Raw genomic sequence first — 21,359 nt, 5'->3', positions numbered from 1 at the left:
AAATTCTCATTATCATGATATTGCGTATCGAACATCTTGGAATTGCAGTAAACGACATGGAAAATGCGAACAAACTTTTTTCCGCTTTGCTCGGTGTTCCAAATTATAAAACCGAAACAGTAGAATCAGAGAAAGTAAGTACTTCCTTTTTTAAAGTAGGTGAATCCAAGGTTGAACTTTTAAAAGCCACAGATCCCGAAAGTCCTATTGCAAAATTCATTGCCAAAAAAGGTGAAGGAATTCATCATGTTGCTTTTGAAGTGGACGATATTCATTCAATGATGACTGAATTGCGGAACCAGGGCTTTCAATTGCTTTCAGATGAACCGAAGCAAGGCGCCGATAATAAATTGATTTGCTTTCTCCATCCCAAAAGCACCAATGGAGTATTGGTGGAGTTGTGCCAGGAAATCCGCTGAGTTCCGGATTAATAAATCTCCCTGTTTTCAGAGTAATTGCAGGTCCGTCAATTTTTTTTCTTTCTCCAGCCAAAGGGAATTTAAACCCGCGAGTTTTGCTCCCTCCACGTTTTGCGGAGAATCATCGATGAATAAAGTCGTTGATGCATCAAGATCATTTTCCCGGATCACATATTCATAGATGGAACGGTCGGGTTTTCGTTGATGGATGCGGTGTGATAAGTAGGCCTTTTCAAAGATCCGGTCAAAAATATATTCACCATAACGGTTTTCAATCATCTCTCGAAATGCTTTCTCGTGAATCTCATTCGTATTGCTCAATAGAAAAAGTCTGTAATTTTCTTTCAAACGCGTTAAATAGTCTACATTTTCTTTTGGCAAACCAATGAGAATCGCGTTCCAGGCATGATCGATTTGCTTGTCACTCATGTGTTGTCTTGCATAGGAACGTAATCTGTCGCGAAAACTCTGTGGGTCGATAAACCCTTTTTCGAAATCGTCAAATAAGCGGTCTTGTTTCAGTTGGGAGAAAAGTTCAGAAAAATTGTCCACCCCGAGGTTAATGAATGCATTCGCGGTTCTGTGATAATCAATATCCAGAATAACTCCGCCAAGATCAAAGATGATCGCCTGAATGTTCTTCATGATATTAGTTTTTTACAAAGAAAGTAAATCATAGCGAGAGCTAACGGTACATCAGGATTGCAATTAGATAAAGCGAGAAATAATTGAAATGAAATTCAATGCAATTGATGAAAATGAAGAATATTCGCTTTTCCTTCTTTCCCTTCATCAGAAATATAGAGATCTCCGTCAGGAGTAAAGGCAATACCTTCCGGTTGTTTGAATTGATGTGGATCGAGTTTCTCAACACATTTTATATCACCTGCCGTGTTCAGTACAACCATTTTTTTTCCGGCAGAAGACAAAAGGTAGATATCTCCACTGATCGGATTGATGGCAAGTTCTGATGGTTCAAACAGAAATTCTTTTTCTTTATCCACGGAAGACGTAAACCAATCTGTCCAGCCCGAATGTTTCTTCTCATCTATTTGCAACCAGTTTTTTACAGAATCCGGATCGATTTCATAAACCGGAACTGAATCCAGCGTTTTTGTTGCAAGTGGAAAAGAATAAATGGCTTTAAGATAACGAGCCGCTGTTCCTTTGGCCGGCCTTCCTTTGCATGCGATAAGTAATCGCCGGTTCGCCGCATCGTAACACAGTCCTTCACAATTGTTGCGCTTGTTGAGAAAGGTTTTGTGTGTGATGGTTGTTTGCCCTTCCTCTCCTGCCTGATCCACTTCGAAGATATCTCCATTGCTACACAATACATAAATCGTGTCATTTACATTACTGATTCCTTCGTAATCTTTGTCTTCACCGAAAGACAAATCATTTTTCAATTTATCCTTCCTCACATCGTAAAAATAAATCACACCTTTTTCATCCTGTACACAGGCAAGTTTGGTTGTGTTCCAAAATGTAATTCCACTGATTTCCTTCAAACGACCGGGCAATTTGATCACATCAGCAGGTTTGGAGAGATCATAGGGAAGACAGGATTCGGATTTTTTACCGGAACAGGCGAAAAGAGCTAAATAAATAAGGATCAGCGGTGAAAAAAGAGAGGGTCTACTCATAAAGCTCGGCGAATTTCGGGTTCTGAAATTAACGATTCATGAAGCATTCCCGCCGGAACACTTGTAATTCTTGCGCTCAACCGATACATTTGCCTCCCTTTTCAGATGTAAAGATTTAAATCATTCATCTGAAATACCGGGCCCTTAGCTCATTCGGTTAGAGCAACAGACTCATAATCTGTGGGTGGCTGGTTCGATTCCAGCAGGGCCCACCATTTATTATCTCCTGTTTCAAAATCAGGAAAACAGTTGTTTCGCCTTGCTTTAAGTGTCTGAAAGTCAGCGAAGACCCTTTGAGCCAGAGTATTTTTCTCTCATCACAGATCATCTTTTCAGCGATTCTTTGGCACCATTTTTAGCATTCTCCTTGAAAATTAAAACTATGAAAAAAATAATCATTCTCTTTTTCCTGTGTTCTATCATTCAGGCAAAAGCCGGACAAACTGTTGAAGAATCTTCATCCGGAAACCTCAGCCTTTCGAAGATTACCCACCGTCAGGATGGATTAATCCTGAATTTCACATCTGACGGCTGGCTTACGCTCCCGGCAAACATCACTACCAAACCACTCAGTTCACGGGGATTTGCATTTTACCTGATGGGTGAAAAAATGACTCCGAAAGGAAATATCGGATTGGGTTACGGACTTGGCATCTCTTCCATGAATGTAAGCAGCAATGGTTTCTTTGATGATTATACAAATTCTGATAAGACCTTGTTGCATGCTTATCCCGACAGCATAGACTACGATATCAATAAAATTTCACTTAACTATCTCGACTTAGCTTTGGAATTGCGATTCAGGACCAATGAAAATGAAAGTCACAAACGTTTTAAGTTCAGTGTCGGTGCGAAAGGTGGCTGGCTGTTTCAGGACCATATGAAATTTAAAAATGGAAAAGATAAATCCAAAGTGTATAACCTGGATCATCTGAATGATTTCCAATATGGACTTACAGCAAGAATCGGTTATGGAAAATGGGCATTGAATGGATACTATGGCCTTGCCGGAATATTTGAAAAAAATAAAGGCCCCGAACTGATACCTTTTTCTGTAGGCATTTCAATTACACCGTGATCTTTTAAGAAATAAAATATGAAACGGAATCCTCAACAAGGGTTCCGTTTTTGTTATCAGATGTGCTCTTCAGATACTCAGGATCAGAAATTCACAGATGAATCCGACAGCAAAGCCAGCATAAATTTGAAGTGGCTGATGCGCTCCCAAGGTTAATCGTGCGGATCCCAATAAGCCTGCAAGTAAAAGGCAAAAGAGGATAGGCGTCCGCAAATCAACAAGCATAAAAGTGGATAATCCGAAAAATGTTCCGACGATCCCTCCGATACCAATCATGTGGATGCTGATTTTCCATTTCAAATTGATGATCACCGCGAGCACAACAGCAGCGGCAGCTCCAAGAATCAGCAAATCGAAAATTTTCGGAAGCAGAAGTTCTCGCATCATGTAATACGCGATCATCAGCAGAATCGCATTGCTGATGAATGGAATAATTCGCTCCTCTTTCTTTTCCATTTCAAAAGAATGTATCCATCCGCGACGCAAGAGAAAATAAGAAATGAGAAGTGGTAACAACAGTGTGTTGAGGAGGATGATGGAATAAAGCGCCAGCTTTTCATGTTCCTGTGTTGTGTATGCCAGGTAAGTGCTGTAGTGCAACAAAAAATACAAGGCATAAGTCGGCATCAGCACCGGATGAAGCACTATCGAAAGAAAGCGGGCGAACGAGCGGTTCATAATTCTTTGCGGAGACGTGCTACCGGGATGTCGAGCATCTCTCTGTATTTCGCGACAGTTCTTCGGGCAATATTGTAGCCCTTTTCATTCAGTATTTTTGTAAGCGCGTCGTCTGTGAGCGGATGACGTTTATCTTCCGCACCGATGCAATCGCTGAGAATTTGTTTTACTTCCTTACTCGAAACTTCTTCACCGCTGTCGGTTTGCAATCCCTCGGAGAAAAAGCTTTTCAGAAGAAATGTTCCGAATGGAGTTTGCACATATTTGCTGTTGGCAACACGTGATACGGTAGAAATATCCATTCCGATCTTTTCAGCGATGTCACGAAGAACCATTTTCTTCAGTTTACGGGTGTCGCCTTCCAGAAAATATTCATACTGATAATCCATAATGGTCCTCATCGTTTCAAAAAGCGTATGCTGACGTTGTTTCAAGGCGTCAATAAACCATTTTGCGGAATCCAGTTTTTGTTTTACAAATGTGATGGCTTCACGGTTGGCTTTCGCGTGCTTCTTATCCTTGCTGTAGTGATCCAGCATTTCTTTGTATTCCCTGCTGATTCTCATTTCCGGCGCGTTTCTGGAATTGAGCGTGAGTTCCAGTTTGCCATCGGTATTTGAAATGATAAAATCCGGAATGACATGCTCGACGGATCTTTGTCCCTGGCTCATGGTATTACCCGGGCGCGGATTTAATTTTAAAATTTCGCCGATGGCTGTTTTCAGATCTTCTTCAGAGATCTCAAGGTCACGGGCAATTTTATCGTAATGCTTTTTTGAAAATTCCTCAAAGTGGCTGGAAAGAATTTTGGTAGCCAATTGTGCCGAATTCCGTGTTGAATTTTTTCTTGCCAGTTGAAGCAAGAGACATTCCTGCAAGGAACGCGCACCGATTCCGGGAGGATCCAGGCTTTGGATTTTCTTCAGAATGATTTCCAGCTCACCGGGTTCAGTGGAAATATTTTGCGCGAAAACAAGATCGTCAACAACCGCGGCCAATTCTCTGCGAATGTATCCGTCGTCATCAAGACTTCCAACCAGTTGTTCCGCTATATGATATTGTCTGTCGTCGAGATCGAGCTGGTACAATTGTGCAAGCAACTGGTCCTGAAAATTCCCCTGAACGCTGATTGGAATTTCTCTGCGTTCATCATCCGGAGAAGAATTGTTTACCGAAGTTTTGTAATCGGGAACTTCATCGTCATTCATGTATTCGTCCAGACTGATGTCCTCTTCACGTTCGCTCAATTCCTCATCGTCGTCTGAAGAGTCAATCTTTTCATCCTCATCTGTTGAATATTCATCCTCGTCAGTTTCCGTCCCTTCTTCCAGAGCAGGATTTTCCTGCATTTCTTCCTTAATTCTTTGTTCCAGATTGGCAACAGGAATCTGGAGCAGTTTCATTAATTGAATCTGCTGTGGTGAAAGCTTTTGAAGTAATTTTTGATGTAATCCCTGCCTTAGCGAACTCATACTGACATCTTAATTTGTGGAGATGATAACCGGCTACAAAAATAAAAAGAAAAGGAAGCGTGAAACTCTCCGGACTCAATTATGCCAGATCCAGCCGGTTTCCTGTTTGCCCGTGAGGCTGTCCAGAAAGCTTGCCGCAAGAGTACGATTTTCAAATCCATTATAGCAAACGTAAAAAGCCTTACCCTGATCGATGATTCGGGCTTCAGGATAGCCCTTTTGCTGGAGTTTGCTTACAAAATCATTCGCATTTTCAGGTACTCTGAAGACTCCGGCAATGACGTAGAATGTTTCCTGCTTTTCAGCGGAACCGGAAGAAACAGATGAATGAATGGGATTATTGTCAGACAATGGTCCGGTTACGGGTACCGTAGATGCAACATATACAGTTTCAACTCTTGTAGTTGGCGCAGTGGGTGGAGTAATTGATACTTCCTGTGAGCCAAGACCGGTGTCAGTCATGATTTTTTTCAGGCTCTCTTTATCAAATGGGCTCACCGTTGTCATGGAAGCCGGTTGAGGCGCGACGAGATAAAGATTCAGGGAAAACCAGGCTAATGCCCCTGCGATAGTGAGAACTCCGAGGTAGCGTTGAGTTGTATTTCTCCGTTTCCCGATGGTTCTTCCCGTGTCTTTCAGAGAAGGACGCAGATCTGATTTTTCCTTTTGACGAATTGTCGGAGTTGCCTGTTTTTCTCTTTCCAGTGGAGCAAATGGAACCGGGCTCAATCCGAACGAATCCTTCAGATAATTCACCTGACGGAAAGGTTCAAATTGCAGATTCTTTTCGCTGTCAAAAAACAAGGTGCCCACACGCTCAACGATTACTTTTTTTCCATCGTTGAGTTTTGAGAAGCAATCGTTCACATATTGTTCGATCCTGACTTTTGCTTCGGAATAGGATAACTGTTCAAATTCAACAAGATGGTTGGCGAGTAATCCATCGTTCTGGCGGAGGTAAATATTGAAGGCGATTTTGCGGAAAGGAGGATCAATAATTTGTCTGGAAATATGAATCCTCGATGCATCCTGGGAAGCGAGAAAACCGCCCAAGGACGGAACGATCACACAATCGTGATGATATAGCAAGGCGCTGATGTGGGAATCAATCGGGTTCATGACAGGAATCCTGAACGACGAATGTAGGACAAAAAGAGGCTGTTGCGAAAATTATTTTCCGAAAAGAATGAAAATGATGGGGTTAAAAACTCAACCCCTTAATTTATCCAGCAGGTCATTCAATTGTTTCATTTCCTGATTGTTCAGCTGCGAAAAGAAGTTTTCAAAATTAACATCTTCCTTATCGATCATCTGAAGAAGATCGAGACCTTTTTTGGTGATGACAACATCACAGGCTCTGCGATCTGACTCATTGATATTTCTATCAACAAGACCTTTTGTCCGGAGTTTTTCCACGATACGTGAAGCGTCACTCATTTTGTCAAGCATTCGTTCCCTCAGCAGTTTGATGTTTGCAGGATTGGGATGTTGCCCTCTGAGGATCCGAAGAATATTAAACTGTTGTGAGGTGAGTCCGTATTTTTTCATCAGACAACCATGGTAATTATTTACCCAGTTAAATGTATAAATAAGATTCACCCCCAGTTTGTGGGCTTCAGAACGAAAATTTTTCTGAACGATTTCGTCTTCTAATTTCATGGCTATAGTTTGCATTTAAGATTTAAAAGTGATTCAGGGTTTTCAAAATGCGTGGAAAAGTACTTTATATTTTTATTCGTCATGAATTTAATTCATTGGAACTTCAACGATAAGCAATTCGGCTGTTTCCGGAGCGGTTATTTCAAAAGAATCCGACTCCCAGATTCCAATGGCGTCCCTGCGCTCAAGATCTTTTCCGGCGATATTAACTTTGCCGCTGATCACCATCACATAAGCACCATTCCCTTTTTTCAGCATAGAATAATTTATACTCTTTCCTGCCTCCACAATACTCAAAGATAAAGCGGCATCCTGATGAATATAGAGCTCGTCTTTCTTTTTGAATCCTGAAGCGACAGTTTGGATTTTGTTTATCCGTTCTTTCGGATCAAATGTTTTTTGATCGTAACGTGGAGAGATCCCGTTTTCTTTCGGGAATATCCAGAGCTGAAACAAGTTGGTGCGATCTGTAGCTGAGGGATTAAATTCAGAATGGAATACACCGGTTCCTGCACTCATTACCTGCACATCACCCGGGCGGATGACAGATCCATTTCCCATATTGTCTTTGTGTTCCAAAGCTCCTTCAAGAATGATAGTGATAATTTCCATATCGTTGTGCGGATGCGTGCCAAAGCCTTGCCCTCCGGCAACGATATCATCATTCAATACACGCAGCATTCCAAAATGAACTTTTGCCGGATCGTACCAGGAGGCAAAACTAAAGCTGTGGTGAGCGTCGAGCCATCCGTGATTCGCATGACCTCTTTCTTTTGCAGGATGTAAAAGCGTTTTCATGAGTTCAGAAAGTTTTATTTAGTATAGATTCTCCCTTGCCAAATGTACCCGAAAAGACGATGTCTTCTACCGGCATGCGTACCCTTTCTTTCAGTTCACGGAGACGAAGTGCTTCCGGAAGTAATTCTATATTGCCTGGAAAACCAACAATAATAATACTTATTGGCTCATATCCCTCAGGGATTTCGTAAAATTCTTTCGCTTTAACACTATCAAAACCGCCCATTTGGTGAAGTGAAAGACCCATAGATGTAGCCTGGACCGATAGGTTACCCACTGAAAGTCCCACATCATGTAAAGCATGACGATTCGGAAGATTGTTGTGACTGCTATTTAATTTTGCGATTGTAAGAATAAGAACACTTCCATTCATTGCCCAATTTCTATTCGAAGGAGAAAGGACTTCAAGCATTTTCTGAAATTCCGCTTCGGTCTCCCTGCGAGCAATTATAAATCTCCAGGGTTGTTCATTGAATGCGGAAGGTGCCCAGCGCGCCGCTTCAAACAACTGATAAACGGTTTCGTCATTCATCGGTTTCGGATCAAAAGCACGAATACTTTTTCGATTGGAGATGAATGCATGAATTGGAGGAGGAGCGATGAGCATCTGTTTCAGATATTGTAAGCGATTTTGTTTAAGATGTAAATGGCACGTCTAAAATCAATCAATATTGTAATACATCTGTTGTTCTGTGTGTACCATCACAGAATGGCTTGTTTTTAGATAAGCCACAACGACACAATGCGATATTGCCTTCTTTTGTGTCCTCTGTTCCATCTTTATTTACAAGTACAACTTTACCTTTTACAAGATATGGTCCTTTGTCAACAACGGTGATTTGTACATTTGAATTTTCCATAGTTTCTTCTTTTTTTAATTGTGTGAATGAAAGTGCGCCTGAAGGGCAGGCTTTTATTTGTTGAATGATTTCATCTTTCGTGGCACCTTCAGGTGTGACCCAGGGTCTTGCTGAAGGATTGAAAACTGAGGGCAGACCCCTGAAGCATTTTGTGGAATGAATGCAGAGATGTGGTTTCCAGATAACAGTGAGATCTTCTTTTGTGTATTTTAGAGTGATTTCTTTCATGGTTTTTTATTCCATTTCACGGATTTCAATTGGACCGGACAAGACTTTGTGAACAGGACATTTATCGGCGATAAACAACAAACGTTCACGTTGTTTTTCATCGAGATTCCCTTCGAGAGATACCTGTTTGTAGATGATTGTTTTTTCGATTCCGTCAGTATTCACTTTTTCGAGATTAAGACTGACGGTTATTTTCTGGACATCCCATTCTTTTCTTTCCGCGTACATACGTACTGTGATGGCTGTGCAGGTTCCCAGCGAAGCCAGAAAAAGCTGGTGCGCGGTAGCTCCCATGTCCTGTCCGCCTTTCTCCACCGGTTCATCACCATATAAAGTAACACGACCTGTTTCTACTTTGGTGATGTACTTACCACCATCGTTGGTGACTACTACAGGCTGTTGGAATTTTAACATTGGATTTGTTTTAAATTAATTCAATGAAGGATGCGGCAGCATGAAAGACAGATTGTGATGAAAAAGCAGTTCTGCGATTTCAGGACGCATGTAGCGGATCAGTGGAAGCTCACTGAGGATCTGAATCACTTCGACTTCAGATTCGGCTTCCAGTGTAATCCAGAGACGACCTCTGTCGGCTGCAAGTGAATAAGTAAGAATGATTCCTTTATTCATCAAACGATTTACAGTAGATCGTTGCATCGGAATCAGCGAAAGAAATTCCTGAGTGAATTCTTCGGGTAACCTGGAGGTAACGAGAAATTGTTTCATGGTAGGATAGCAAAATGCCGGTAAACCACACGAAGCAGCTCACCGGCATTTTGATGGCTTCGTTAATTATTGTTTGATAAGAACAGCATCGATTGTAAAATCTACATTGTCGCTTACAACTGCTTCGCCGGTTGCCGCGGCATTCGCGTATTTCAAACCGTAATCTTTGCGATTGATAGTGCCTGTAGCTTTGAAACCTGCTTTTACATTTCCCCAAGGATCTTTTACAGTACCGCCATACACCAGAGGAACTTCAACATTCTTCGTTACATCACGGATAGTAAGTGTACCGGAGAGCGCATATTTATTATTGCCCAAACTTTTGATTCCGGTGCTTACAAATTTGATAGTCGGATATTTTTCAGCATTGAAAAAATCATCAGACATCAGGTGCTTATCACGCATGTCGTTTTCAGTAGTGATACTGTTGACATCCGCTGTTACAGTTACCTGCAGGTCTGACCAGTCGGCTTTCGCTGAAGTAAATGTTCCGTCAAATTTTTTGAATTCACCTTCCACGTCAGAAATCACGAGGTATTTCGTGTTGAAATGGATTTTGGTGTGGGAAGGATCGATTTTCCAGTTTTGCGCAAATGAACTCGCGGAGAGTGTGATCGCAGTCAGAAATAAGAGTACTTTTTTCATTTGGTTAAGATTTAGATTTTGTGATTGCTTAATTGAATTCGGATACAAATATACGTTACAACAATAGATGTTACAACATATAAATTATTTAAAATACTTAAATAACTGAACTATAAACAATTAAAATTCAATAAAGTTTAGAGATTTGGTTAAAAATGTCGGATACCGATGGCATGCCTTGCTGCACGGAGGGTTGCAGCAGCGCTTTCCCGGGCTTTTTCGGCTCCGCGGTTGGCAATTTTGTGAAGGAATGCATCGTCCCCGCTCAATTCATTGATTTTTAGGCGAAAAGGTTCGGTAAATTTGATCATGTCTTCCGCGAGCTGTTTTTTCATATCACCATAGCGAATCTGCATGGTATTGTATTTCTCCTCGAAAAAGGCGAGTGTGTCAGGAGAAGAAACAGCCTGCATGAGCTGAAAAATATTTTTTATCACTTCAGGTTTTTCCTGATTTTCTGTTGTTGGACCGCTGTCGGTCACGGCACGCATCACTTTTTTGCGAATCACTTCAGGCGAGTCGGCCAGGAAAATCGCATTTCCTTCACCTTCACTTTTACCCATTTTTCCTGAACCGTCGAGACCGGGAATTTTCACCAGCTGAGTTCCGAAATTGAAAGCATAGGGTTCCGGAAACAATTCGCATTTGTACATACGGTTGAAACGATTTCCAAAAGTTCTGGCCATCTCCAGGTGTTGTTCCTGGTCTTTTCCCACGGGTACTTTCAGCGCACGGTGAATTAATATGTCCGCGGCCATCAGCACCGGATACGTAAGCAAACCGGAGTTGATATTATCCGGCTGTTTACGGATTTTTTCCTTGAACGAAGTACAACGTTCGAGCTCGCCCACATACGAATTCATGTTGAGTAGCAGGTATAACTCAGCGACTTCAGGAAGATCACTTTGTATATAGAGTGTGGAAATTTCCGGATCCAGTCCGCAGGCAAGGTATTCAACCAAAACCTGCTTTACATTGGTATGTAAATCCGCAGGCGTAGGATGTGTGGTCAGCGAATGGTAATCCGCGATGAAAAAGAAACAGGTGTATTCATGCTGCATCTTGATAAAATTTTGCATTGCTCCAAAATAATTTCCCAGATGCAGGTTGCCTGTGCTTCGAATGCCGCTGACTACAATTTCTTTCATGTGGCGAAAATACGAAAAGCGGGGAAATATTGAATAGTGAAGGGAGGAGAGGGAGTGTGAGTGTGGGGTGTGAGTGTGGGGTGTGGGTGTGAAGTGTGAGTGCGGGAGTGCGAAGTGTGAATATTGCTGTGGGAATCAATAAAGAACACATTTCATCATCCAATATTCTCAAATCTTTCAATATCACACTCCTCCACGCTCACGCTCACACCCACACCCACTCCCACACCCACACCCACACCCACACCACACACCCACACTCACACTTTCACACTCACACTCACTCTTCACCCCCCCACTCCTTCACCTTTCCCTGCATATTCCTTATATTCGTCCTCTCAATTCAAACACTATGAGTTCAAAGTTGAAGACCCTTGAAGGGAAAATTGAAGAAGCCAAATTAGGTGGTGGAAAAAAGCGTATCGAAGCCCAGCATAAGAAAGGAAAACTTACTGCCCGTGAGCGCTTGCATTTTCTCCTTGACGAGGGCAGCTTTGAAGAAATTGGAATGCTGGTTACCCACCGGGCCACGGATTTCGGAATGGAGAATGAGAAATACCTTGGCGATGGTGTAGTTACCGGATATGGTACTATCAATGGTAGAATTGTGTATGTCTTTGCACAGGACTTTACAGTTTTCGGAGGATCCTTGTCTGAAACACATGCGAAAAAAATCTGCCGCATCATGGATCTCGCCATGCAAAACGGTGCTCCGGTTATCGGTCTGAACGATTCCGGTGGCGCACGGATCCAGGAAGGTGTGGTTTCACTCGGCGGTTATGCTGACATTTTTTACAGGAACACGCTTGCTTCAGGTGTTATACCGCAGATCTCAGCCATCATGGGACCTTGTGCCGGTGGCGCGGTGTATTCTCCGGCCATCACTGATTTTATCATGATGGTGGAAAATAATTCATACATGTTTGTTACCGGTCCGAACGTGGTAAAGACAGTTACTCATGAAGACGTGACCTCAGAAGAATTGGGCGGAGCGGTAACGCACGCGACCAAATCGGGCGTGACGCATTTCACCTGTGTGAACGGACTCGAATGCATCAATCTGCTCAGAAATCTGATGAGTTACATTCCTCAGAATTGTGAAGAGCAACCGCCATCTGTTCCCTATGAAGCCGGGGATGAATCACGACCTGAACTCGACAACCTGATTCCTGATACACCGAATCAGCCTTACGATATGCATGAAGTCATTCGTTCGGTCGCGGATGCAGGATCATTTCTGGAAGTGCACAAAGATTTTGCTGAAAATATCATCGTAGGTTTTGCGCGACTTGCCGGTAAGAGTATTGGCATTGTTGCCAATCAACCTGCGCATCTTGCGGGCGTGCTTGACATTCACGCTTCGACGAAGGCCGGACGTTTTGTACGTTTTTGTGATTGCTTTAATATTCCCTTGCTGGTGTTTGAAGATGTTCCGGGATTTCTTCCGGGCACCGATCAGGAATGGAACGGTATTATTGCAAACGGAGCAAAGCTGCTGTATGCCTTTTGTGAAGCGACAGTACCAAGAATTACCGTGATTACACGTAAAGCCTATGGCGGAGCTTATGATGTGATGAATTCAAAACACATCGGCGCGGATATGAATTATGCCTGGCCTACTGCTGAGATCGCCGTGATGGGAGCAAAAGGTGCCGCGGAAATTATTTTCAAAAAAGAAATTTCCGAAGCAAAAGATCCGGAAGCAAAACTCAAGGAGAAAGAACTGGAGTACAATGAACTTTTCGCGAATCCCTACAAAGCAGCTGAACACGGTTACGTGGATGAAGTTATTCGTCCGGCAGATACACGGAAAAAACTGATCACAGCATTTAAAATGCTCGAAAATAAAGTCGCAAAATTACCAAGAAAAAAACACGGCAATATTCCATTGTAATTGAGTATTGGTATTTGTTTTTGTCGTGCTGTTTGCATTTTTAAAATTCAAAATCGAAAAAATGAAAACCGGATTTCTGATCGCTCTGTTCTTTCTTGGAGTAATTCACATTTCCTTGGCGCAGGAAACAGATAATCACCAGGTATCTTCCATCGCTGTACAAGATGCGTTTATTCAAACAGGTTTCATCAGCGGCGGTCCAAGAACAGGAACGATAGAAGATTTCAAAGCACTTGCAAAACAATCCACGTTTTTGAATTCTGAAATCTGGGATTTCTCCCGAAACTCAAGATTATGGATCAGAGTGAGAGGTTTGTTTTCCGCTCAGCTCGGTCTTCGTTTTCGCGATCATCAAAAAACCGCTTACAAATCGAATCCACTTTTACGACTCGGAATTACCTATAGCGGAGGAACGATTTTCTCCGGAGATTTTGAACAGGAGGAAGTGAAGACATCCGATACCCTGATTTCAGGGCAGACCGGAGAAACTTTTATCATCGATTCGGTGACAAGAAGTAATATCACCATGCGTTACAAAACACAGCTCATTCAGTTTGATGCCAACTTGTTGTTTCGCACCAATCCGCAATCCCGCTGGTCGGTCTATGGTGGAATAGGAATTACCGCAGGGGCTTCTCTCAATGCAACTACTGAAATAAATTACTATTCGTATCTCAACACGGAGATGAAAAGTTCTGACGGCACCAGCTATTCTTATCACGGCGACTACGATAAAAACAAACGGGAAATTTTCAGTAACGGAAGTACAACAAATCTGACAGTTTACATTCCGCTTGGCATTGATTTCAGATTAGCCAGAAGAAGTGAGTTCTGGAAACGAATTCATATTTTCTATGAAATGAGACCCGGTATCGAAACCATGAAGATTCCTGAACTCAGGACATATTCAAATGGTACTTTTCAGAATAGTATAGGTTTAAGGGTTTCCTGGGAATAATGATTTTTCGAATACTATATATATAAGCGTCTTCCCAAACGGAATACTCATTTTTCATATCATTTTCGCAGATTCTTCTTGCCGGAAATTTTACTAAACCTTTGGTTATCAGAATTTTCTTGCCTGTTTATGGGTTTCCTTTCCTTATTTAAGGAAGAATCCAAACCTTTTTTTCCTATTTCTGTAAAACTAGTCTCAAAACAGGAATTTATCCATTTTGATTTAAAGGCTTCCAGAAATATCAAAGCATATGAAAAACGCTCGGCAAATCAGGATTTTTATTGTGGAGGATAATGACTTTTACCGGGAATTATTGAAATACAATATTTCATTGAACCCGGATTATGAAGTGACCACATTTTCATCCGGAAAAGAATTGCTGGATAATTTATACAAGCAACCGCATATCATCACGCTTGATTTTTCTTTACCGGATTTTAATGGGGATGAATTGTTGAAGCGGATAAAATCACAATACCCGGATCTCCCGGTGATCGTGATTTCAAATCAGGAAGATGTGCGTACGGCAGTTGAACTTCTGCGTGCAGGTGCTTATGATTATATCACCAAGGATGAAGATACTCGTGATCATTTGCTCCACAGGATTCAAAATATCTGCAAGCAAATTGAACTGAGCAATGAAGTGGATCATCTGAAAGAAGAACTCGGACGTAAATACGAATTCGGAAATGTAATTCAGGGGAACAGTCCTGCCATTCGTCAGGTGTTTGGAATGATGGAGAAGGCGGCGAAAACTAATATTACCGTTTCCATCAGCGGAGAAACCGGAACCGGAAAAGAACTTGTCGCTAAAGCCATACACTACCACTCCGATCGTAAATCCAAACCATTTGTTGCAGTGAATGTCGCCGCGATTCCAAGCGAGTTGCTCGAAAGTGAATTGTTTGGTCATGAGAAAGGTTCGTTTACCGGTGCCATGGCATCACGCGCGGGAAAATTTGAAGAAGCGGACGGAGGAACTTTGTTTCTGGATGAAATCGGAGAAATGGATTTTTCTCTTCAGGCGAAATTGCTTCGCATTTTACAAGAGCGTGAAGTTTCGAGAGTAGGCTCCAATAAAGTAATTAAAATAGATGTACGCGTAATCATCGCTACACACAAAAATTTGCAGGAAGAAGTTCGCAAGGGAACATTCCGTGAGGACTTGTACTATCGTCTGCTTGGTCTTCCGATTTTCCTGCCGCCACTTCGTGAACGTGGTCACGATGTCCTGATCATCGCGAAACACCTGCTCGATACTTTTTGCAGAGAAAACAAAATGGGAAAAATTGGTTTTACACCGGAAGCCCAGGACAAGCTGATCCATTATTATTATCCCGGTAATGTGAGGGAATTGAAAGCGATTGTGGAACTCAGCGCGGTCATGTCGTCCGGTAATTCAATCGAAGCAAGTGATATTCGGATTGAGAATACGGGTTCTATGCAATCTCTTGCTTTCGAAGAAACTTCGCTCGAAGAATACACGATGAGGATTATCCGGCATTTTCTGGAGAAGTACGACAACAATGTTGTGCTTGTCGCGAAGAAACTTGGTGTCGGTAAATCCACCATTTACCGTTATCTGAAAGAAAATAAATTACAACTGACAGCTTGATAGCTGTTTTCATTAATGGAATCAGAATAAATACTGATACGCATTATTCAATTCCTTGATTAATTAAAATACGAATACCAGCGCAATTCATATATGGGTCAACGTTCACTTCTACATTTTCTTCTTCAGGAAAATGAACTCGTCGAAGTTCCGGCTTCACAAACAACAGAACTGCTCACCAAATATTTTATCGAATCCATTGCCAACGACCCGAAAGGTGTCGCGAACCAGGTAGTGGATTTGTTGCTGAATACCAGCAGCAGGCTGGAAGACTACAAAAGAAATTTGTTTGACCAGAATAAAATTCTGGAACAAAACGCCAGGGAGCTTACCGAAGCGAATGCGCGACTGGAACAGGAAACTGTCCGCCAGAGAAATATTTTGCGGAATCTGCGGAATACCGCAACGATGCTGGCCAGCTATTCCAACAAAAATGTTTCCATAGAAGATTCAAACATCGAATTGCTGACCGAGTTGGTGGAGCAACTGATTCAACAACGTGAACAGGACAGGTTGTTGCTGGTAGAAAGTCAGATAAAATACAGTTCACTCGTTGAACAAATGAAGCTGGTTGTTTTTCAAACCGACAGTGAAGGAAATTTTACTTTTTTAAATAAAGCCTGGAGTACCTTATTGGGATACAATCTGAATGATTCTCTGGGGAAAAACATTACCCAATTTATTCATGAGGACGATTTGGAGGAAGCGTATCTTTTAATCCGGGGTATGATCGGAAAAGATGAATCGGAAAAGCAATTCAGAATGCGATTCAGATCGTCCACCGGAGAAATTCTCTACATGGATTTCAACGGGAAAGTCACCTTTGACAGAATGGCAAATGCCCTTGGTTTATCAGGGACATTGAACGATACAACACGTGAACATCTTGCCGCGGAACAGGTAGTCTCTCAAAAGAATTTTTACGAAAATATCCTGAACCAGATGCCGGCGGATATCGCGGTGATGGGTCCTGACCAGCGTTACCTTTTTGTGAATCCTGCCGCTGTGAAAGATCCCGAAGTGAGGAAATGGATTATCGGTAAAAACATGAAGGAATATTGCGAATATCGTAATCGTGATATTTCAATTGCGGATATTCGTGACAGAAGTATTCAAGCCGCAATTCAAAATAAGCATTCGGAAGATGTAGAAGAGGAGTTTTCTTTTCCCAATGGAAAAACACGTTATCATCTGCGAAGGCATTTTCCGGTGTTCGATACTTCCGGAAATCTGAAAAATATAATCGGTTACGGTATTGATATCACGGAACAAAAAGAAGCTCGCCAAAAACTGGCTCTGACCGCTTCCCGGATGACCACGCTGATCCGGAATATGAATGCAGGAATTGTCGTAGAGGATCAAACAAGAAAAATTGTAGTCGCAAACGATAAATTCTGTGAGCTCTTTGGTATTTCATCAGATCCATCAGAATTGCAGGGTACTGATTTTACATCATCTTCTAAACAATGGATGCATCTAGCGAAAGATCCTGACGGATTTGTCAGTCGAATTGACAAAATTCTTTCCCAACAGGAACTGGTGCTGCAGGAGAAAATAGAATTTACCGACGGACGTGTGATGGAAAGGGATTTTATTCCAATCCTTGTTGACGGGAATACGTATCTCGGTCACCTATGGCAATACCGTGATATCACGCAACGCTTGCAGATGGAAACGCAATTGAAGGAAGCGAAAGAAACAGCAGAACAATCTCTTCGTGCAAAAGAGCAATTCCTGGCTAACATGAGTCATGAGATTCGCACGCCAATGAACGCGATACTTGGGATGAGTAATTTGTTGTTGAAAACAGATCTCACTCCAAAGCAGAATCAATACCTGGAAGCGATCCACAACAGTTCGAAAAACCTGTTGGTAATTATTAACGACATTCTTGATTTCAGCAAAATCGAAGCTGGAAAACTGGAGCTGGAGAAAGTTGGTTTCAGGATGAAAAAACTGATCACTTCAACACTTGATTCCTTCCTGTATGCCGCCGCTGAGAAATCTCTTTCCTTGAATTACGAAATCAAGGACCTTGACGAGCCTGTATTGCTTGGAGATCCGGTTCGCCTATCACAAATCATCATCAACCTGGTGAGCAATGCTATTAAATTCACGGAACAGGGTGGAATAAATGTCGTCGTGAAGAAAGTTTCGGAATTGGATAATCAGGTTCGTGTGCAAATTAGTGTAATGGATACCGGCATCGGAATTCCTGATGGTAAATTGAACGCGATCTTCGACAGCTTTACACAGGCGGATGTGGGCGTCAGTCGTAAATATGGCGGAACAGGCCTTGGGTTGTCTATCAGTAAGAAACTGGTAGAAATGCAGGGCGGTGTGATCGAAGTACAAAGCCGTGTGAACATGGGTACTTCATTCATTTTTGAATTGTGTTTTGAACGAGGCACCCAGTTTGATTTGCATGAGGAAAAGAATATCGAAATTCGTCAACTGAAGTCTGGATCGGTTCGCGTATTACTTGCGGAAGACCACGAATACAACCAAATGTATGCTACTTCTTTAATGAAGGAATGGGGTTTTGAAATCGATGTTGCAAAGAATGGTAAAGTGGCCATTGACATGTTGATGAGCAAACCATATGATATTATTCTCATGGATGTTCAAATGCCGATTCTCAGTGGTATTGGAGCAACGAAATTTATCAGGACCAAGCTTTCCGAACCATTGCGCAGCATACCGATCATTGCCATGACGGCGAACGCGATTAAGGGTGATCATGAGAATTGTATCGAAGCCGGTATGGACGATTACATCGCGAAACCATTCGATCCTCAGCAGTTGTACAATAAAGTTTCAAATCTTTTGTACAACCGAAAAGGAGTGCAGATCCAACAAGTAGCTGAAAACAACAAGCCTGAAAAAGGGACCTTGGATCTTTCTGACACTGAGCCATTGGTTGATCTGTCTTTCCTGAAGAAAATGTCGAGAGGAAATCGTGTGTTTGTGATGAATATGATCAATATGTTTTTCGAAACATCACAACCGTTGATCGAACAAATAAAGCGCAGTCACAAAAATGGTGAAATGGAAAAAGTTCGGAAGAACATCCACAAAATGAAACCTTCCGTGGATTCGATGGGAATGAAACTGTTGAAAAATCTTCTCAGTCGCATTGAAAACTCCATCGACAAACAACAGCATCTCGACAAAATTGATGACTGGCTGTGTGAAGCTTACCAGTTGTATGATCGCTCGGAAGAAGCACTGCGCGCAGAGCAATCAAGAATGGAAGTAGCGGTATAGAAATTATTTGTTAGGTGGAACAATAAAGTTGTAACCGGTTCCTTTCAGGGTGATAATTTTCAGTTGAGGGTCGGCACTCAGATGTTCCCGCAATTTACGGATGTATACATCCAGATTTCTTGAGTTGAAAAAGGAATCGTCGCCCCAGACTTTCTTAAGCAAAATTTTGCGGTCGACAACCTGGTTTTGCGCTGCAACCAGGATGTCGAGTATTTGTGCTTCGCGATTGGAGAGTATAATCACTTTGTCCGCCGAATGCAATTCATATTTCCCCGGGAAAAATACGAGTGATCCTAATTTAATTTTATCCTGAACTGCATTTACCAAAGTTCCGGGAGAATTGATACGAAGCTGGTTTTGGATTCTAACCATCAATTCTTCTACACTGAATGGCTTCTTAATATAATCTGTTCCTCCGGATTCAAAACCCTTGATGAGGTCTTCGGTTTGACTTTTTGCTGTGAGGAAAATAATGGGGATTCGCGGATAGAGATCTCTGATACTTTTTCCCAATGTAAACCCATCTGTACCGGGAAGCATCACATCCAAAACGCAAATATCAGGTGAGAAGGAATTGAGAATATCAGTCATCTCATTCCCGTCGGTCCGTAACATCACATCAAACCCCCGGAATTCAAGGGTTTCTTTTACAACCTTTCCGAGGAAGGGCTCGTCTTCTACGTATAGAATCTTCGTTTTCATTTGCTGACTTTCGGGAGATGGATCTGAAAACAAGTGCCGCCTTCTTTCATATTCTCAACAGTTATTGTTCCGCCATGTTGTTGAATCACCGTAGCAGTATAACTGAGACCAAGTCCATGGCCTTTTACCGTATGTCCGCCATCCATAGGAACTCGATAAAATTTATCGAAAATCTTATCCTTGTATTTTTCTTCGATTCCCGGGCCATTGTCACGGATGTAAATTGAAAAGCCTGAATTTGTTTGTTCCAGCTGAACGGATACAATAGGATTTTCTCCTGAATACTTTATTGCATTGTCGAGAATATTCAGAATGGCGCCCTGTAAATGCACGGGGTCGCCGGAGTAAATAAAATTTTCACCCGAGCAACTGAAAGTAATTTTTGCATTGGAACCTGTTGCATGTATCTTAAACGATGTGATTACCTCATTGATCAGCTCATTGAGATTTAGTTCCTTCACATCAAGTGATTGGATCTCTTCTCCGAGCAGGGAAGTATTCAGCACTTTCGCAATGAGTGACTCCAGTCGTGTAATTTCCCTGGAAGCCATGTCGAGGTATTCGGTCGTTTTTATATCCTGCTTACGAATATCAGGATCCTGGAGAGCTTCAACAACAACTTTCACCGTGGATACAGGGGTTTTGAGTTCATGTGATATGTTATCGATGAAGTCGGCCCTTAGTTTGTTTAGCAGAAATTGTTTTCGCAACGATTTGTAAGAAAATACAAATGCCAGTCCTGTGACCGCTACCATTATCAAACCAAACACTATTTGCGGCGATATTTTTTTAAGAATATAAACAGAGAAGTCGCTGACCATGATTCCATATGACAAAGGCGATTCTGTCATCTTTATCAGCAATGATCCCGGAAGAGTTGGCCCGCTGCTATCGGATTCTCCTTCAGCAGTCCATTTTGTGTTGAAGGTCCAATGTTTACGTAAAAAGTCTTCACGTACAAGATTTTTGAATAATGCAGTATCCGCATTGGCATAAATAGATTGTTCGATAGAATGAATGTTGCCGTCAGATGTAGAAACTTCTTTTACAATCAACTTGACACCTTTGAGTAAAAAATCTTTTGTCGAATCACTTTTGTGGATGAATGTGACCGTGTTTTTATTGTGCGTGCCATCGCTGTCGCTGATGACAGTGATAATTGAGTCACGGGAAAATTTATCAAAGTTGGAACTGATTTTTAATTTTTGTTCAAAGACAGATCCTGGCCTCGGAATTGAATTCGTTGAGTCTACGTGTATTTTAAATCCTTCTTTGTTCGCAAGTAAAGGATTAATAAAGTCATTAACCAGCATGGAATCCAGTACTTGTTGTCTGGCATTCATGAAGCTTTCAGACAATTCATTCTTCAAATTATTTTGTTCTTCACGGTACTGTCCTCTCAGCCATATTCCGACCAACACAAAAAGCATTACCTGGGCAATAGCCATCAAAAGGCCAAGCCGGGTTAGTTTGTTTTTGTGTGGATTTTTGGTCATGAAAATACTGATGATAATTCGTTTGAAAGACAAATGTAAACCGCTTGTCCCGTTCACTCAAGCGATTAACCTT

21 protein-coding genes and 1 tRNA gene are annotated in these 21,359 nt (G+C 41.9%); 7 read left to right on the top strand and 15 right to left on the bottom strand.

The genetic code is table 11. The annotated features are described in order from the left end of the window. Positions 1-14: 14 nt before the first annotated feature. Positions 15-419, top strand: coding sequence for a methylmalonyl-CoA epimerase (gene mce, locus IPP86_07375; GenBank protein MBL0138334.1), 405 nt, complete (start codon positions 15-17; stop codon positions 417-419). A 27-nt stretch (positions 420-446) separates the two neighbouring features. Here mce and IPP86_07370 read toward each other — a convergent pair whose 3' ends face one another. After that, the gene (locus IPP86_07370) at positions 447-1,064 is read right to left on the bottom strand and encodes an HAD family phosphatase (GenBank protein ID MBL0138333.1); all 618 of its coding nucleotides are present in this window, start codon (positions 1,062-1,064) and stop codon (positions 447-449) included. 95 nt (positions 1,065-1,159) lie between these two features. Then, on the bottom strand, positions 1,160-2,062 hold the full coding sequence (locus IPP86_07365; GenBank protein MBL0138332.1) for an SdiA-regulated domain-containing protein: 903 nt from the start codon (positions 2,060-2,062) through the stop codon (positions 1,160-1,162). Between the two features lie 138 nt (positions 2,063-2,200). Between IPP86_07365 and IPP86_07360 the strand changes: the two genes are divergently transcribed. After that, positions 2,201-2,277, top strand: a tRNA-Ile gene (locus tag IPP86_07360). 167 nt (positions 2,278-2,444) lie between these two features. Further along, positions 2,445-3,140: a PorT family protein gene (locus IPP86_07355; protein ID MBL0138331.1), complete on the top strand. Its 696-nt coding sequence runs from the start codon at positions 2,445-2,447 to the stop codon at positions 3,138-3,140. A gap of 69 nt (positions 3,141-3,209) precedes the next feature. Here IPP86_07355 and IPP86_07350 read toward each other — a convergent pair whose 3' ends face one another. From IPP86_07350 to trpS, 11 genes are all read right to left on the bottom strand, one after another. Beyond that, on the bottom strand, positions 3,210-3,818 hold the full coding sequence (locus tag IPP86_07350; GenBank protein ID MBL0138330.1) for a hypothetical protein: 609 nt from the start codon (positions 3,816-3,818) through the stop codon (positions 3,210-3,212). After that, the gene (gene rpoN, locus IPP86_07345; GenBank protein ID MBL0138329.1) at positions 3,815-5,290 is read right to left on the bottom strand and encodes an RNA polymerase factor sigma-54; all 1,476 of its coding nucleotides are present in this window, start codon (positions 5,288-5,290) and stop codon (positions 3,815-3,817) included. Before rpoN ends, IPP86_07350 begins: the two co-directional genes overlap by 4 nt. A 75-nt stretch (positions 5,291-5,365) precedes the next feature. Next, entirely contained in the window at positions 5,366-6,409 is a 1,044-nt protein-coding gene (locus tag IPP86_07340; GenBank protein MBL0138328.1) for an SPOR domain-containing protein, read from the bottom strand. A 90-nt stretch (positions 6,410-6,499) separates the two neighbouring features. Beyond that, the gene (locus tag IPP86_07335) at positions 6,500-6,949 is read right to left on the bottom strand and encodes a MarR family transcriptional regulator (GenBank protein ID MBL0138327.1); all 450 of its coding nucleotides are present in this window, start codon (positions 6,947-6,949) and stop codon (positions 6,500-6,502) included. 87 nt (positions 6,950-7,036) lie between these two features. Next, entirely contained in the window at positions 7,037-7,747 is a 711-nt protein-coding gene (locus tag IPP86_07330) for a pirin family protein (protein ID MBL0138326.1), read from the bottom strand. A gap of 4 nt (positions 7,748-7,751) precedes the next feature. Then, the gene (locus IPP86_07325) at positions 7,752-8,354 is read right to left on the bottom strand and encodes a nitroreductase family protein (GenBank protein ID MBL0138325.1); all 603 of its coding nucleotides are present in this window, start codon (positions 8,352-8,354) and stop codon (positions 7,752-7,754) included. A 58-nt stretch (positions 8,355-8,412) separates the two neighbouring features. Beyond that, positions 8,413-8,835, bottom strand: coding sequence for a (4Fe-4S)-binding protein (locus IPP86_07320; protein MBL0138324.1), 423 nt, complete (start codon positions 8,833-8,835; stop codon positions 8,413-8,415). A gap of 6 nt (positions 8,836-8,841) precedes the next feature. Then, entirely contained in the window at positions 8,842-9,249 is a 408-nt protein-coding gene (locus tag IPP86_07315) for an OsmC family protein (GenBank protein ID MBL0138323.1), read from the bottom strand. A 15-nt stretch (positions 9,250-9,264) separates the two neighbouring features. Next, complete coding sequence (locus IPP86_07310; protein MBL0138322.1) at positions 9,265-9,561, bottom strand: hypothetical protein; 297 nt, start codon at positions 9,559-9,561, stop codon at positions 9,265-9,267. A gap of 66 nt (positions 9,562-9,627) precedes the next feature. After that, positions 9,628-10,206: a YceI family protein gene (locus IPP86_07305; protein ID MBL0138321.1), complete on the bottom strand. Its 579-nt coding sequence runs from the start codon at positions 10,204-10,206 to the stop codon at positions 9,628-9,630. Between the two features lie 149 nt (positions 10,207-10,355). Beyond that, positions 10,356-11,354 carry a tryptophan--tRNA ligase gene (gene trpS, locus IPP86_07300; GenBank protein MBL0138320.1) on the bottom strand — a complete coding sequence of 333 codons (999 nt, stop codon included), beginning with the start codon at positions 11,352-11,354 and terminating at the stop codon, positions 10,356-10,358. Between the two features lie 352 nt (positions 11,355-11,706). Here trpS and IPP86_07295 point away from each other — a divergent pair, with 352 nt between their 5' ends. From IPP86_07295 to IPP86_07280, 4 genes are all read left to right on the top strand, one after another. After that, positions 11,707-13,248 carry an acyl-CoA carboxylase subunit beta gene (locus IPP86_07295; protein MBL0138319.1) on the top strand — a complete coding sequence of 514 codons (1,542 nt, stop codon included), beginning with the start codon at positions 11,707-11,709 and terminating at the stop codon, positions 13,246-13,248. Positions 13,249-13,309: 61 nt separating this feature from the next. Next, entirely contained in the window at positions 13,310-14,206 is an 897-nt protein-coding gene (locus IPP86_07290; protein ID MBL0138318.1) for a hypothetical protein, read from the top strand. A 250-nt stretch (positions 14,207-14,456) separates the two neighbouring features. Then, complete coding sequence (locus IPP86_07285) at positions 14,457-15,821, top strand: sigma-54-dependent Fis family transcriptional regulator (protein ID MBL0138317.1); 1,365 nt, start codon at positions 14,457-14,459, stop codon at positions 15,819-15,821. Positions 15,822-15,914: 93 nt separating this feature from the next. Beyond that, a complete protein-coding gene (locus IPP86_07280; protein ID MBL0138316.1) occupies positions 15,915-19,088 on the top strand; it encodes a PAS domain S-box protein in 3,174 nt (1,057 codons plus the stop codon). A 3-nt stretch (positions 19,089-19,091) separates the two neighbouring features. On the opposite strand, the gene IPP86_07275 is transcribed toward IPP86_07280, so the two are convergent. Both IPP86_07275 and IPP86_07270 read right to left on the bottom strand, forming a co-directional pair. Beyond that, positions 19,092-19,790 (bottom strand): response regulator transcription factor, encoded by a 699-nt coding sequence (locus IPP86_07275; protein ID MBL0138315.1) that lies wholly within the window; start codon positions 19,788-19,790, stop codon positions 19,092-19,094. Continuing rightward, positions 19,787-21,343: a HAMP domain-containing histidine kinase gene (locus tag IPP86_07270; protein ID MBL0138314.1), complete on the bottom strand. Its 1,557-nt coding sequence runs from the start codon at positions 21,341-21,343 to the stop codon at positions 19,787-19,789. The genes IPP86_07275 and IPP86_07270 overlap by 4 nt, the downstream gene beginning before the upstream one ends. Between the last annotated feature and the right edge of the window lie 16 nt (positions 21,344-21,359).

This window comes from Bacteroidota bacterium, assembly GCA_016720935.1.
Lineage (GTDB): Bacteria > Bacteroidota > Bacteroidia > AKYH767-A > 2013-40CM-41-45 > JADKJP01.
The sequence above is the reverse complement of the archived record's forward strand: the minus strand, read 5'-3'. Positions and strand labels throughout refer to the sequence as shown.

Excerpts from the sequence above, each read along its gene's own strand:
- mce (MBL0138334.1), top strand. The coding sequence starts at position 15 with ATGATATTGCGTATCGAACATCTTGGAATTGCAGTAAACGACATGGAA.
- IPP86_07370 (MBL0138333.1), bottom strand. The coding sequence starts at position 1,064 with ATGAAGAACATTCAGGCGATCATCTTTGATCTTGGCGGAGTTATTCTG.
- IPP86_07350 (MBL0138330.1), bottom strand. The coding sequence starts at position 3,818 with ATGAACCGCTCGTTCGCCCGCTTTCTTTCGATAGTGCTTCATCCGGTG.
- IPP86_07310 (MBL0138322.1), bottom strand. The coding sequence starts at position 9,561 with ATGAAACAATTTCTCGTTACCTCCAGGTTACCCGAAGAATTCACTCAG.
- IPP86_07335 (MBL0138327.1), bottom strand. The coding sequence starts at position 6,949 with ATGAAATTAGAAGACGAAATCGTTCAGAAAAATTTTCGTTCTGAAGCC.
- IPP86_07285 (MBL0138317.1), top strand. The coding sequence starts at position 14,457 with ATGAAAAACGCTCGGCAAATCAGGATTTTTATTGTGGAGGATAATGAC.
- trpS (MBL0138320.1), bottom strand. The coding sequence starts at position 11,354 with ATGAAAGAAATTGTAGTCAGCGGCATTCGAAGCACAGGCAACCTGCAT.
- IPP86_07280 (MBL0138316.1), top strand. The coding sequence starts at position 15,915 with ATGGGTCAACGTTCACTTCTACATTTTCTTCTTCAGGAAAATGAACTC.
- IPP86_07340 (MBL0138328.1), bottom strand. The coding sequence starts at position 6,409 with ATGAACCCGATTGATTCCCACATCAGCGCCTTGCTATATCATCACGAT.
- IPP86_07295 (MBL0138319.1), top strand. The coding sequence starts at position 11,707 with ATGAGTTCAAAGTTGAAGACCCTTGAAGGGAAAATTGAAGAAGCCAAA.
- IPP86_07355 (MBL0138331.1), top strand. The coding sequence starts at position 2,445 with ATGAAAAAAATAATCATTCTCTTTTTCCTGTGTTCTATCATTCAGGCA.
- IPP86_07315 (MBL0138323.1), bottom strand. The coding sequence starts at position 9,249 with ATGTTAAAATTCCAACAGCCTGTAGTAGTCACCAACGATGGTGGTAAG.
- IPP86_07365 (MBL0138332.1), bottom strand. The coding sequence starts at position 2,062 with ATGAGTAGACCCTCTCTTTTTTCACCGCTGATCCTTATTTATTTAGCT.
- IPP86_07330 (MBL0138326.1), bottom strand. The coding sequence starts at position 7,747 with ATGAAAACGCTTTTACATCCTGCAAAAGAAAGAGGTCATGCGAATCAC.
- IPP86_07275 (MBL0138315.1), bottom strand. The coding sequence starts at position 19,790 with ATGAAAACGAAGATTCTATACGTAGAAGACGAGCCCTTCCTCGGAAAG.
- IPP86_07290 (MBL0138318.1), top strand. The coding sequence starts at position 13,310 with ATGAAAACCGGATTTCTGATCGCTCTGTTCTTTCTTGGAGTAATTCAC.
- rpoN (MBL0138329.1), bottom strand. The coding sequence starts at position 5,290 with ATGAGTTCGCTAAGGCAGGGATTACATCAAAAATTACTTCAAAAGCTT.
- IPP86_07320 (MBL0138324.1), bottom strand. The coding sequence starts at position 8,835 with ATGAAAGAAATCACTCTAAAATACACAAAAGAAGATCTCACTGTTATC.
- IPP86_07325 (MBL0138325.1), bottom strand. The coding sequence starts at position 8,354 with ATGCTCATCGCTCCTCCTCCAATTCATGCATTCATCTCCAATCGAAAA.
- IPP86_07305 (MBL0138321.1), bottom strand. The coding sequence starts at position 10,206 with ATGAAAAAAGTACTCTTATTTCTGACTGCGATCACACTCTCCGCGAGT.